This window comes from Acinetobacter sp. 2JN-4 (assembly GCF_003687745.1).
GTDB lineage: Bacteria > Pseudomonadota > Gammaproteobacteria > Pseudomonadales > Moraxellaceae > Acinetobacter > Acinetobacter halotolerans.
In genome coordinates this window covers 1-13981 of record NZ_RDNY01000016.1, presented here as the reverse complement: position 1 = coordinate 13981, position 13981 = coordinate 1, and the positions used below count along the sequence as shown (strand labels likewise).

Here is a 13981-nt window from a genome sequence, read left to right as displayed (position 1 = left end):
TACGTTCTTCCTGAATCGCTGCCTGATTTACACCAACCTGCGCATTCACCGTATCAATCCGTTGACCTAAAGCACTGTCTGCATCTGCAAATGCTGATTGAATCGTCCAAGACGATGCTTGGTTACTACCTGAATCTGCCGTCCAGTTGTTCTGATCAGCCGTCAAAGGCGTAACTTTGGCAAAGACTCCGTCCACTTTCTCAGTGTTTGCTGTAATACGTCCATCTAGCTCATTAACATCAGATTTCACTGACTCCAATGCACCTGTACTGGCTTTATCAGCCAATGATGCATTGATGCTGTTGATCTGACTCGCATTTGCAGATGATTGTGTGGCCGCTGCATTGGCAGTGGTAAGTGCCGTTGCTGCATTGGTTTTCGCTTCAGTGGCATTACTGTTAGCCGTATTTGCAGTGTTCGCTGCATTGTTGGCCGTAGTCGTTGCAGCTGCTGCCGATGCACTGGCTTGTTGTGCCATGCTTGACGCTGATCCAGCAGTAGTCACTGCTGTTTCTGCTTTCGTCACCGCACTCGCTGCATTTACTTTTGCCTCTGATGCATCACCTTCAGCAACATCAACTCGATTGTCTAATGCTTGAATGGCACTTGAGTTACTGGTTGATGCTGTTACTGCACTGTCTGCCGTCTGGCGTACCGATGCCAAAGCTGTGTCATTCTTGGCGATATAGCTATTGATCGCACTGGCATTGGCTTCATCACCCGATGCACGTGCTGTACGTTCTTCCTGAATCGCAGCCTGATTTACACCGACTTGCGCATTCACCGTATCAATCCGTTGACCTAAAGCACTGTCTGCATCTGCAAATGCTGATTGAATCGACCATGACGATGCTTGGTTACTACCTGAATCTGCCGTCCAGTTGTTCTGATCAGCCGTCAAAGGCGTAACTTTGGCAAAGACTCCATCGAGTTTTGTAGAGGTTGCTGATAGATCATCTGCAACAACATTGATCTCATCACGTACGGCAGCAAGTGATGTATCTGTACTCTCCTTATAAGTGTTTACAACAGAAAGTACATTCGCATCACCATCTTCACGCTGTTGAATCTCTTGGGTTAGGCCGTTGTTTAAACCTTCAATCTGAGTGATTCGAGTCTGTGATTCACTCGCAATATCATTGGCAACATCTTCAACTGCTGAAATACGTTCATTTCGCTCTTGAGCTAAACCATTATTCAGACCTTCAATCTGAGTGATTCGAGTCTGTGATTCACTGGCAATATCATTGGCAACATCTTCAACTGCCGCAATACGTTCATTTCGCTCTTGAGCTAAACCATTATTCAGACCTTCAATCTGAGTGATTCGAGTCTGTGATTCACTGGCAATATCATTGGCAACATCTTCAACTGCCGCAATACGTTCATTTCGCTCAATTGCCAAATCACTATTTGCTTGATCTGCTGCATTTTGTGCATCTTGGATGCGTTGATCATAAGCGGACAAATCAGTGTCAATGGCTTCGATCTTATCAATCTTATCTTGCAAGTCTTGATGAAGTTGAGATTCACCAATTCTGCCCTCTAAGATGCTAAGAATGTCAGATGCATCTGCTGAAGTGGTTGCATTGGTCCATGTTGACCACGGACCTACATTACCAATTCGATCGATCAAACGTCCGCGATAGTACTGTTTTAAATTCGGCTGTAAACCTTGCAAAGTATGTGTTGTTGTTGGATAAGCAAATAAACCCAATTGTGCAATATTACTTGTCCCATCAAGTGATACTTGGATCTCGGTATAAGCTGTATCTAGTGCACCTGTTGCAGGGAACCCCCAATTCAGCTTCATGCCAAACAGAATGCCTATCGCTTGGATAAATGCCAATGCTGGTGGTGTACCATGCTTACCTTTCAACTCCGTAAGAATCGAATACGTTGGTAATGATGAAACATCAAAGGCATTAATTGCAGTCACTTTTGCTTGATAATTACCTGAGTAAATACCTTGCACTTCAACTGAATTATTTCCCGTTATCGGCAACTTGATCCAAGAGCCATCATCTTTGCGCCATTCAACTAAATACTTCACCGCATTTGTAGCTTGCGGCCATGTGATCAACATCGATGCAACTGTTAAGCCTTGCTGCACCATGTCCTCACTTAAAACAGAAACGGATTCAACTGGTGACTGCAAATTAGGATTTACAATTGAGATCGGACGCTCATCAATAAATGTCCCATGATCAATAGCATCGAACTTTGCAGGATTATATTGCAGGCCTGTAATTGTGAATTGATGACGTTCATTCTGAGTGATCGATACAACACGGAATTTCATTGTTGCTAAATCTTGAGCATCTACAACCCAAACATTCTGAGCTGCAACATGTTCAAAAGCAGCAACGACAGTAATGACACGCCCATTCTTTGATTGAACAATACGCGCCTGAGCTTTACCATCCTCACCATTTACCACAAGTCGATCACCAGCACTGCACACCACATCATCGCGATCGACAGTAATACTTTTTAGGTCTGTACTAACTGCACTAATACGCCCGCCATTGGCACGACCTGCAAAGATCGGATCAGCAACTTCAATCACTTTACCTGGACGTGGAATAAATCCATCAAGACCGACTTTAAAGGTCACAGTTCGAGTTTCAAATTGCTCAGACTTTAATGCCCAGCTACCTGCTCGCTGAGCCTGCCCTTGTGATGTACAACCATATGCCTGAATATCGGCAATACGAATTCCATATTTCGCAATAGCGGCTTCATCTCGTACAATTTCATATTCAGTTTTATAACGATTGGCGGGGTTATCATAAGCAACCTTGGCGATGGTGTGTCGATCCCGAGCACGTGTTCCAGAATATTCAAACTTTCCATCAATCACGTTTGCACTGGTGAAGGTGTAAATTGTATCTTGTGGAATATCAGCATCACAAACAATTGCTTGTCCGTCCCAATAAATATAGGCACGAAATGCACCCGCCATTTTTGAAAGTACGGACCAAGCATCATCTTGCTGTTGCTCGTAAACATTCAAAGTGAAACGGGGTTCTTCACCCCCTTTTCCATCAGGAACCAACTGATCACAATATTGTGCCAATCGATAAATCGACCACTTATCAATCATTGATGAATTGATTCGATTCCCTAGTGCATAGCGTCTTGAAACACAAACATCGTAAAAATGCCAAGCTGGATTATTGGTATAAGCACGTATAAATGTACCATCCCAAAGTCCTGTATATTGGCGTGATTCAGGGTCATAGTTACTTGGTACAAGGATTTCAATGCCTTCACATTCTGCTGCCATTTTTGCGACATTTGAGAATGTTTGCGCATCATAGCGAAGCCCCAATAGTGCAGTATTTGGATAACGTAACTTGGCATCTATTACTTCTGTAATTGCCTGAATATACATTTTGTCACTGATAAAATCAGAGTTTGTATTTGGCGTAAGTCTTCTAACTCGAACTTGCCAACCTGTATCTGCTTTGGGTAATTCAATTCGGTGCGAACGCTCATAATTTGCAGACGTTTTATCTGAAATCTGAGTATTTAATACTTCGGCCCATGTACCGCCATCAACTTGTACATCAACCGCATAGCGAATGGTATAACCATTCACATCACCATTACTTTCATTTTGCTTGCGTAATGGCCCCCAACGAAAGCGAATGCGTACAGCATCAAGCTCTGTATTACTAAATGACCGGACCCAAGGCGTTTCTGATTTTAATTCAACACCAACTGCTGTCTCGGATGAAACATCAGGAAAACCTTCAATATAAGATTGATCGTTGGTTCCTTCCCGAAAATCCACGCTGACATTTTGGAAATTCCAATTTCCGTTCGCGTCTTGTAGTGGTGTGTCATCCAGAAAAACTGATTTAAAGCCGTGCGCTAAACCTTTTATGACACCCTCAGACAAGCCATACAGAACTTTAATAAAGGTTTTACTTTGCGCTGAGTCCAAATCAATAACTGGCTGTCGTGGCTGCTGTGCCCCTGCTTTTGCGCCTTTAATCGTTATATTCATAAATTCCTCAAGCAAAAAAAAGGCGCTTAATGCGCCATACCTAAATCCTGTTTACATCATGTCTTCTGGATACTGTCCTGCTGAAACGATAAAGCCGCCAATCTCACGCTTACCACGCAAAACAGGCACTGGATTGCCTTGTGCGATTGTCGTAACTGCGCCACCAAAACCAAAATTGGCACGATTACCATCTTGGTTTTGCCCTATGTTCGGGTCTACTTTGGGCATGAGCATTTGTGCGATCCCACCCACGACCATACCAGCACCTGCCCCAATAAGCGCAATACCCATATTAGAAGTTGCACCACCTGTCCAAAACCCCGCAACAATCAAAACAACACCAAGCACCAGTTGCAATACACCACTATCACCACCTGCACCGATCACACGCGGAACAATCTTGATCTCAGTTGAATCTGTACGCATATCCAGCTCAGATTCACCAATATTGTGTCCTGTGATCATTCGTCCAGTCGCAGTATCAAAGCAAGTTGCTTTCTTCTTGCCCCGCTTTGGAGTTATGACTTTGGTGTCTGTAAAAATTGCAAATGCTAAACCGCGCTCATGTGCACCTAGCATGAAATGCTCAAAGCCCTCGATCTGTGCTGACAATGCACGGATTGCTTCACGCGGACTAGCCACATCGAGTTTAAATTGTCGTCCAAACTTTTGAGCAAGAACGCCATATAACTTAATTGTTTTTAACATCTCGATGCCTCACAATCTTTACTACTCGCTCTTGCCATTGCTGCCCAAACACTTCACGAATAGATTTACGACCATATGGGTGATGTAAAATCAACGATGAACCTATACACGGCTCAGATTGTTCAGATTTCAATTGAGTCTGATCACCCATCCAAATCACTGCATGATTTGGGTGTTCGGTGCGCCCCACCCGACAAATCATCACATCACCATATTCCATATTTTGAACTTCATAAAATCCCGACTTTTCAAAGTTATTTAAATATAAAGATTCATGTTCTTTAGATTCCCACCAACGGTCATCTCGTTCAAAATCTGGCAATTGAATCCCTTGTTCACGATGATAAAAATCACGAATAAGTGAATAACAGTCTTGCCAGCCATGATGATAATTTCGCCCGATCAGTGGTGCTTGATAGCCACAAGGTTTATAAACTTGAAATTCAAGATCGGGATATGCACAAATCACCCAAGGCTTGTCGTGCAGCTCAATTTGAATTAAATCCAATTCAGAAGCTTTCGCAGATGCATTTGGGTGTGAGTGCACATAAGCCTGTACCGATCCTTGGTCCTCGGCATCTGCAAGATCAACGGGATCTATTTCAAATTGATTCTGATCACTAGCAATATTACTGCAACGATGATATTGCCCTTCAACGATCACGCCGCAGCATTCTCGCGGATACATTTCAGCAGCATGTAAATGAATCGCTTTTTTAAGTTTTGCTGAAAGTTTCATAAATCACCCAATAAGATTAGCCGCAGGTTGACCGCCAAAGCTCCCTTCATTATTTCTGATTTTGCATGAACTTAAACGTCCACTACATTTATCAAGCGCAGGATTATCTGTTGGCTCATTTTTTTCTGTGTACATTGCTGCACCTGTATATCCACACTCTTCACCTCTATAATCCCCCATCATGCACCAATGACACTGACTGGAGATTTGACGCATCGGAATACGTTGACCTTCAAAGTCGATTGGATTCGATAATTCAAAAGTCACTTGCTCCATGTTTTCTGAGGTTTTTTGCTCGATATACCAAAGCTGTGATTCCGCTTCATTTGATGCCGTTGGATTGCCTGAACTGAAGTTCTCAGCATCTAAGTATTTAGCTAACGTAGTAATGACTGTGAGCTTTGCACCTGCAAAATCATTGAACTGTAAACAATATGCAGAAACGGCACTTTGTAGACCGTTAATATTATTTGCCATTGATAATGTGGGAGTAGATGCTTTACCCGATGAGTTCATTTCAAGCCCGTCTACATGTATCGACATTGGCTCAAATGTTTTCCCCTGCCAGATAATATTTCGCATCCATATTTTTTCACCGCTAACATCAAAAACTTTATCAGCTTGGATGATTGTTGTATCAGCCTTCCACGTATTCTGATCAGCAGATATATAAATGCGCTCCCAATCCTGAAAAGAAATATGCCCATGAAAACGTAAAATGCCAGCACCTAAAGCACTAGCATCCAACTCAAATAAAGTAATCAGGCCATCAACATAAAGCTTTTGAAAGTCACTGCTCAGTGTCATCTGGAATCACCTCGGCTTGTGGTTCCTCATGCAAGCGAATATCAATCCAGCGCCCTTCTGGAATATCGAGAGGATTGTCTAAATCAGCAACAACTGCGGCTAATTCAATATCAAATTTACGCTTATAAGTCTTGATTGAAATATCACCGTTTTCTAGCGTGTCGTAGACCACTGCAACAATGGTATTACCATTGGCATCTTTTGGTACTTCGATATACCAACCTTCTTGCGCAAAGCCTAATGAGCCTTCAATTAAGTAATTACCTATACCCAATTTTTCAAAATTGACAGGTTGTTGCTTCGCCTCATCATTTAACTCAATTGATTCGGCAAAAAGTTTAATAATCGGTGATGCAGATTTAATAAATCCATTTGCATCAACTGTGGTATTGGCTGTTGTACGGACTTCGTAAAAAGGAGTTGAAGCTAAATTCGCATTGGATCCAGCTCTGAATGCAAACTTCTTAGATGCGGCAGATCCAGCCTCGAACAAAATTTGTGCTCTATAAGTACCTCCCCAACAACACAAAACGTTTCTACCACTTCCCCAGTTAAGTGGTAAATCAGTTATACCTGATACCGCAGTAATACAACTCATCCCAGGAGCGCTAAGGTCACTTAATTTCGTTGCTTCATTAACAAGCTGTATACCTAATCCAAAGTCGCCCACTTTTAATAAGTTTGATCCTGAGGTTTCTTCTCTTGATGTAGTGACAGATGCTGTTGCGGCTGTACCCAAACCTAAAGCTGTTCGTGCACTGGCCGCTGTAGTTCCTCCTGTACCGCCCTTACTAATTGGCATTGCTGTAGGTAAAGCTGTTGTACCAGTCGCACCACCAAGAAAGTCATACAGCTCAGTAAAGTTACCGTTTGTTTTAGTGAAACATGTACGTGCTGGATCACCAGTTCCATCATTCACTGCACTACCAATTGCGATGATTTGCTTAGTCATTTTTTTCTCACACTAAAAAGCCCCGACTAGCGGGGCGTGAAATTAATAGGATTTAAGGGTAAAAAACTTGGGTAAATGTTGTTGAGATTCGCCACATATCACCACCTAAACACACTGGATTGTATTCACCAGTTTTGACACGAACCTCACCATCTAAAGGCGAATCCCACAAAAACGAATCTGCACCCTTGTGATCATCAAAAAAGGCTTTAATCTCTATGATCAAAGCCTTTTTTCCTGTTTTGCTGTATTGCCATTGCCCAGACTTATTGTTGATTCCAACACTGATATTCTGTTCATAACCATCACCAAATTTAGATGTGAGTGTATTAAATGTGTTGGTATGAGCGTTACTTAGAAAATCTTGGCACCATGTAAATTTTCGATTGCTCATTTACTTAATAATCCCCCTTGTCTTTGTTCCTGTCTGATAACAGCTCTGACTGCATTAGCAATTAATTGACCAAGTTGACGTTGATCTTGAGAAGTCGCTCCCTGTGTAGAAACACCAGAATCAGCAACATTCACATTAATATTCACATCCCCGCCATTGGATTGATTGAATCCCGTGCTGAATTTCATTGGTCTTCTTTCAGATATATCACCACCTATAAGGCCACCTGTAGCAAACCCTTTAGGCAACTCACCAGTGCGGTTAATATAATTAAGATTTTCCAACCCTAACTTTTCAGCAGCAGCGGCTCTAATCATGTACTCCTTATTGGATGCCATAATCGGGATACTGTCACTGGTCCCCGTGCCAGGTCCTAAAATTTGCCCTCCAGTCGCAAAACCCTGTGGTGTTGCGGCTTGAATCAAACTTACAAATGAAGATGATTTGACTGTTGCTAAAGCGGCAGCACCTATTTTTTGCCAAACAGTACCAGGCTCATTTGCATAAGCATCCGAGGCTGCCTTATAAACATTCATCCCCGCCTGAGCTAAAGAAAATGACTTTTGAGCGAAATATAATGCTTTATACGTCCCACTAGACCGCCCAAGCATTTCACCAAAGAATCCAGTTGCAGCACCTAACGCATCAGCATATTGGGACATTGATAAATTTCTGGTATCTAAATCATACTGTTTATCAATTTCAAACATACGATCATTATGCGCTTTCCAAATTGCCTCTCTTTCTTCGGCTGTTTCTGATAAAGCCATCTGAGCATCAAACAAAGCTTGAGAGTCGTCATAACGATTGAACCGCTCTTGCTCTAACTGGAACTGAGCTCCTGTTCCCGCCATATCCGCATAACTTTGACCCCATGACATAGAAGCATCTTTGAGATTCTTGCGTTTCTCAAATTCTTCTTCGGCATGAAGCATAGCGATACGAGCATTGCGCTCTTGTTGAGTCAGTTGCAGATTTTTAGCCATCTCATCACGTTCTAACTGATAGCGTGCTTGCATATAATCAGCATCTGACATGTAGAATTGCCTTGATTCCAATAATCGTTGCTGTTTTTCTAGCTCAAGCCATGCTTGTTCTTGTTTTAACACACTGTCAAAAGAGTCTAGTCGTACTTTCCTTTCCTCTTTTGACATCCCTTTTGTGGCATTCACACGCGCTTTTTCAATCGCAATATGTTTTACCAACTTCTGATCTTCACTCCAACTCCAAGCATCAACATCCTGTTCATATTCAAGTAAATATACCTGCTTACGTGCCGCACTAATTGCGGCTGCTTCGGCGAGCATCCGTGACTTATCAGAACCTTTTAAAGCTGCACCCGATATGGCTGATCTTTCCTGAGTTAGATCATGCTCTATTCTTTGATATTCAGTTCCATATTCGTAAAGTAATCTAAGTGCTGCTTCATAAGTTTGATTGAGATCAGATTGAGCTCTAGTTTTTTGCTTTGTTGATTCAGTTGATTTGTTTTGCTTATCAGTCCACTCATCAAGCCCTTTTGTTACACCTGATTGTGCTCCTGATAACTCACGTAAATTAGCCATTTGTTTTGCTGCTGATGAGTCATCGCCTTTCCACATTTTATCCATACGTTCAGCTGCGCCAATTACCGTATTATGTAAATCAGACTTTATTTCAGTTGTAAGTACACCGATTTCTTTTCTAGCATCATAAGCAGCTTTAACCAATCCAATTGGATTCATTTCATACCAACTTGCTTCACTAAAAATTGCTCCCCCTACAGCAGCCATTCCCCCCAGTGTTTTACCAACTAGCTGAATCGCTGTCACTGCACCGATCGCAACAGATGCAACACCTTTTAAAGATATTGCAATACCATCTGCAATCTGAGTAAATTGCAAACCTTGCTCTGAGCCATCAAAGAATGCACCGGCTATATCGACAAAAGCAGGAATAACAGCTTGCATAAGTTGATTTTTTGCCCCCTGCATCTGAAGGTCTAATAGATAAACTTGCTCCTTTAACACTTTTGCAGAAGCAATAGTTTTTTCATCCATCACCAAACCAGCACGCTCAGCAGCATCAGAATAAAGTTTCATACCATCCCCACCATTCAATAAAAGTGGAATAAGGTCTGTCATATCTGATGCCATACTTTCTAGGTAGAATGACATTTGTTGTTGGGTGACACCTGCTTCCTGCATCTTATCAACATAAAGTTGCAAAGCATCTGGACCACTTAATTTTTGCATTTCTAGTGCAAGTTTTTTGGCACCAGCAGCACTACCCTCGGTTTTAGTGGCAATTTGTTCAAAGAAATCAACCGCGCCACCTGAACCTATAGTTGTAAACTCGCCCAACTTCTCATTAAAATCTTTCATCATGTCAGAAAGCTTTTCTTGTTCAATGCCATAAGCTTGAGCACCAACCGCCATTTTTTGAAAATCTTGAGTTGTTGAGTTTGCACGGAGGGCGAACTTTTCCAACTCCACGGCGCTTTGTGCCGTTTGATAAGCTAGGCCAGCCAACCCTACAACGGCGCTGGCAGCTACAGCGCCAACAACATTGCCATAGGTATTAACCGCACCACGCATTTTTTTGAAAGCAGAATCTGTAGAATTTGCCGCTCTGTTCAAGCCCTTTGTATAAGATCCTGTTTGTGCGATTAAATTTAGGGTTAAAGTACCAAGATTGGTCGCCATACTTTTCTCCAGGCAATAAAAAAACCTCCATATAGGAGGCTTTTTTTAGATTATCTATTCCTTACTTATACATATCTTGTAAAACTGATTGGAATATTCACTAGCAACAACATCTGCATATTCCAAATTCTTATAAATGGGAAAATCAAAGGCCTCATTAATTATTGACTCCATAATTTTTTTTACCGGTTCAGGCTCTTTTTCAACAGCCTTATGCATATCAATGATCGAAATACCGCGTTGCCTAGCCTTCATTGCAGATTCACCAAATTTAGCCAATGCTAGACAATTTTTCCTATCCATATCATCTGCATATATAGAACCTGTTACCAATAATAAATTTAGAATAATCAATAATAATCTACTGAGTTTCATCAAGAATATCCATTTAAATAAGATGAGAATATCCACTTGAGATGAAAAGATCTAGGCAGCTACCCAAACCCATTTGCCATCGCATCATCCAATGAAATTTCTATTTCTTCAGGTTTATCTTCATGCGGCATAAATAAAACAGGATCACGATAATCTTCCTCTTTCACTTTTCCATTGTGGTACAACGCCATTAAGTCTCCAATTGCTTGCTCAATACGGCGGCCAATAAATAGAGAACCACGTCTTTCAAAATAGGCTCTCCACATATGAAACTCAGAATTGCTCAGGTTTCGCTTGGCTTCTCCAATGGTGTTTCCACCGATTCCATTAATGACAAGCTCGCACCAGAATTCATTTTCTGAGAACTCTTTGTCCGAGACTTTCCCGAAAAATTATTAACCTCACTGGAAACGGCATACAAAGCATTAATAAAATTTGGATCTGAACAAAGTACCTCATCTACAGAATCAAAGAATAGATTGCCGTCTAAATCCTCACAAACTGTACCTAATAACTGCGCAGCTTGTAGGCGTAGATGATCAACAGACTTTACCGTAGAGTTCTCAATATTTTCATAATCAATGTTCCACTTAATGGCCTTTGCAGTTTCAGATGTATCATTAAAGCTAAGTTTTTTAATAAATACTTGACCTTCTAATTCTACTGTTTCACCCAAACCGATCTCATTATTACCCGGTTGTTCACGTAGAAAATCAATATTTTCATCATCCACAGTAACGGTCCATTTCACTATACATTCAACAGGCGTACCAACTTTAGTGACACGCTTAAGATCTTTAATACTCTTCATATGTCACCCTTACGGAGTTACTGGTGGGATTGTGCGAATTGTTTCTTGCACTGAAGAACGGCGTTTCAGTGGGAATGAATATCCAACATGCTGCCCTTTTTCAAAAGTTGGAGCTGCACGTTTAAGATAACCATCATACTCCCACCATGTACGAGAATCAGGCAACGTCACTACACCACCAGTAACAGTAGGTGGTGCTGTACTATGAGATGAACCCAAATACCAGTGAACAGTCTTCTTAGGAACTGTTTTAGACAATTCAAGCAATTTAAGATGTGATGCGTTTTCATCATCAAAGTCGATTGCAAGTGAGCCTTCACCTGGTGTGACCTGACCTGCATCAGTATCAACTTCATCAGAATCAAGACAAGTTACGTCAACATCTTCTTCACTGTCCTGACCTAAATCAATTGTTTTTGCACAGACCACAGGAACGATTGCAGTTCCATCAAAATAAAATACTTGGGTTTTTTGAACTTTAATACGCGCCATGAGTAGCTACTCCTCAAATTTCAGGCAATAAAAAACCCCGCTTTCGCAGGGCTCATGTTTAATTACTGTTTTAGGGTTTAAAATCAATATCAACAGAGACGGATGCAACCGAATATGTCTTTGGTTCGCCTAACGTTGTCACATTCGCCAAATCAATATAGATATTTTGAACTGGCAACTCATTTTCTTTCTGCCACGCCATAATTTCCACTTGTACTGCATCTGAAATACGCTGTTCCAAGTCAGTTTTCTTTTCTTCGATCTCATGGATCATTTTGAGATATTCGCTCATTCACGCCTCAACTAGCCAACTGCATGTAAATGTACCACGATAAATACCAGGCACACCTGAACCAATATTTGGAAAGTTATTAATGATACTGTGATGCTTTAATACATTTCGCACCGCTTTAAATACAGTATCTCTATCAGTTTCCGTCTTGGCATATACATCGATCTGTATCTCAATGCTGTCATCTAACGCAGGAACATCTACGTTGTCGATGGCATGGCCACTGATTAACGTCCACACAGCATAAGGATATTGCACTCCCTCACTTGCCAAATCTCGATAAACTCGCAACACACCGTCACCACCCTTTAATAGAACTGTGACAGTTGGTGCATCATTCAGAATTGTGCGTATTGGAATCATTGGATTTTCCTCAACTCTTCATCTATACCCGCCATAAAATCAACTGAAAATGTTCGAGTAACAACTTCAATATTGTTATCCAATGCTGGTCGTAGAAATGGAACAGCCATTGAGTACCTAGTTCCTAACTCTACATGCCACCAATACGAAGTATTGTTGGGTACAGGAGTGTAGTAAGGATTAGAAACACGCTCATTCTTGCCAGCACTTCTATTTTTCCGCGCCATCTTCTTATGAATGCGCCAAAACTCAGTACCGCCTTTCACACCAACTCGCATCCGCACGGAATTTCTATCTTTAGATTTTCCAGCCCGAACAACGATATTTTTTGAGATTTGTTCTGAGGTCTCAAAATCATCAATTAAACTTGCATTTGCAACACCAGCATTCTTGACCAGTGTCATGGCTTTACGAGCCGAACGAGCTGCCAGTTTTTTTGCTAATTTAGGATTTCCTAAAAGTTCCAATTTTTTAACCGCATCCTCCACACCGTTTAAATCAAACCCTACTCTATCCATTCCTTCAACCCCTCACTCAGCTCAATAGTGATATAGGTATTACGATTTTGTAAATCACGTTTTGGGTCCCCATTTACTTGATAATATCTACTATCAAATAAAACACGCATGTTACTATTGATTGCAGCTGCCTGCGTACTATAACGAATCACAGCACGTGCTTGTAATGTAGAGCCAATTGACTGAGCCTGTAATGTATCTCTGGTTGAAAGATCCTGAAAATCCGCCCAAACAGTGCAATATTCAACCCATTCCTTAGTTAAATATTCAGGGTTATTATCATCTTGATATTCAGTATATTTCTGAACGGTAATGCGGTGTTTAAGTTTTCCAAACTCCATAAATCACCCCATATTTATAAACCGATGTCGATTCCAAGCCCATGTTGTTGATTTAGGTAATAACTCCATGTTGCCTGTTGCTTCAGGATTTTCATGCCAATATCCAATTAAGGCTAAAGCACCCTGAACAATGAAAGGCGATACATGTATCCCATTGGTGTCATCCTCAGGAATAACCTCACTCACTTCATACAGTTTTCGATTAGTTACTTCTTCAAATGCAGAAAGCGAAGCATCTATTAATAGTTGAAGATCTGCATCCTCATCTTCGCTATCAATTTTGAGCCGCTGCTTCACCTGTTCCAGTGTCAAAATTGGCATTAGATTTTCCCTTTTTTGGTCTTGGCACAACCTTTGGATCAGTTGGATCAGTTGGATCAGTTGGATCAGTTGGATCAGTTGGATCAGTTGGATCAGTTGGATCAGTTGGATCAGTTGGATCAGTTGGATCAGTTGGATCAGTTGGATCAGTTGGATCAGTTGGATCAGT

General features: G+C 41.4%; 17 protein-coding genes. All 17 read right to left on the bottom strand.

Features of this window, described 5'->3' with window-relative positions; genetic code table 11:
- On the bottom strand, positions 1-4015 hold a 4015-nt coding region (locus tag EAH57_RS15670), incomplete at its 3' end, for a host specificity protein J (protein ID WP_228200053.1).
- 51 nt (positions 4016-4066) lie between these two features.
- Positions 4067-4723: a tail assembly protein gene (locus tag EAH57_RS15665; RefSeq protein WP_121930863.1), complete on the bottom strand. Its 657-nt coding sequence runs from the start codon at positions 4721-4723 to the stop codon at positions 4067-4069.
- Entirely contained in the window at positions 4707-5462 is a 756-nt protein-coding gene (locus EAH57_RS15660) for a C40 family peptidase (protein WP_121930862.1), read from the bottom strand. Before EAH57_RS15660 ends, EAH57_RS15665 begins: the two co-directional genes overlap by 17 nt.
- 3 nt (positions 5463-5465) lie before the next feature.
- Positions 5466-6269, bottom strand: a complete 804-nt coding sequence (locus EAH57_RS15655; protein WP_121930861.1) for a phage minor tail protein L — start codon at positions 6267-6269, stop codon at positions 5466-5468.
- Positions 6253-7221 carry a phage tail protein gene (locus tag EAH57_RS15650; RefSeq protein ID WP_121930860.1) on the bottom strand — a complete coding sequence of 323 codons (969 nt, stop codon included), beginning with the start codon at positions 7219-7221 and terminating at the stop codon, positions 6253-6255. The genes EAH57_RS15655 and EAH57_RS15650 overlap by 17 nt, the downstream gene beginning before the upstream one ends.
- Positions 7222-7273: 52 nt before the next feature.
- On the bottom strand, positions 7274-7615 hold the full coding sequence (locus EAH57_RS15645; protein WP_121930859.1) for a phage tail protein: 342 nt from the start codon (positions 7613-7615) through the stop codon (positions 7274-7276).
- Positions 7612-10299 (bottom strand): hypothetical protein, encoded by a 2688-nt coding sequence (locus EAH57_RS15640; RefSeq protein WP_121930858.1) that lies wholly within the window; start codon positions 10297-10299, stop codon positions 7612-7614. Before EAH57_RS15640 ends, EAH57_RS15645 begins: the two co-directional genes overlap by 4 nt.
- Before the next feature lie 54 nt (positions 10300-10353).
- On the bottom strand, positions 10354-10674 hold the full coding sequence (locus tag EAH57_RS15635) for a hypothetical protein (RefSeq protein ID WP_121930857.1): 321 nt from the start codon (positions 10672-10674) through the stop codon (positions 10354-10356).
- Positions 10675-10733: 59 nt separating this feature from the next.
- Positions 10734-10940 carry a hypothetical protein gene (locus EAH57_RS15630; RefSeq protein WP_121930856.1) on the bottom strand — a complete coding sequence of 69 codons (207 nt, stop codon included), beginning with the start codon at positions 10938-10940 and terminating at the stop codon, positions 10734-10736.
- A gap of 17 nt (positions 10941-10957) precedes the next feature.
- Positions 10958-11485, bottom strand: a complete 528-nt coding sequence (locus EAH57_RS15625) for a phage tail assembly chaperone family protein, TAC (protein WP_121930855.1) — start codon at positions 11483-11485, stop codon at positions 10958-10960.
- 9 nt (positions 11486-11494) lie between these two features.
- Positions 11495-11977, bottom strand: coding sequence for a phage tail tube protein (locus EAH57_RS15620; RefSeq protein WP_121930854.1), 483 nt, complete (start codon positions 11975-11977; stop codon positions 11495-11497).
- A gap of 70 nt (positions 11978-12047) precedes the next feature.
- Positions 12048-12269: a hypothetical protein gene (locus tag EAH57_RS15615; RefSeq protein WP_121930853.1), complete on the bottom strand. Its 222-nt coding sequence runs from the start codon at positions 12267-12269 to the stop codon at positions 12048-12050.
- Positions 12270-12632 (bottom strand): DUF3168 domain-containing protein, encoded by a 363-nt coding sequence (locus EAH57_RS15610; RefSeq protein WP_121930852.1) that lies wholly within the window; start codon positions 12630-12632, stop codon positions 12270-12272.
- Positions 12629-13150, bottom strand: coding sequence for an HK97-gp10 family putative phage morphogenesis protein (locus EAH57_RS15605; protein ID WP_121930851.1), 522 nt, complete (start codon positions 13148-13150; stop codon positions 12629-12631). The genes EAH57_RS15610 and EAH57_RS15605 overlap by 4 nt, the downstream gene beginning before the upstream one ends.
- Positions 13138-13491: a phage head closure protein gene (locus EAH57_RS15600; protein WP_121930850.1), complete on the bottom strand. Its 354-nt coding sequence runs from the start codon at positions 13489-13491 to the stop codon at positions 13138-13140. Before EAH57_RS15600 ends, EAH57_RS15605 begins: the two co-directional genes overlap by 13 nt.
- 3 nt (positions 13492-13494) lie before the next feature.
- The gene (locus EAH57_RS15595; RefSeq protein WP_121930849.1) at positions 13495-13812 is read right to left on the bottom strand and encodes a head-tail connector protein; all 318 of its coding nucleotides are present in this window, start codon (positions 13810-13812) and stop codon (positions 13495-13497) included.
- Positions 13766-13981, bottom strand: a 216-nt coding sequence (locus EAH57_RS15590; protein ID WP_213071153.1) for a hypothetical protein, incomplete at its 5' end; no start/stop codon positions are given. The genes EAH57_RS15590 and EAH57_RS15595, both read right to left, overlap by 47 nt.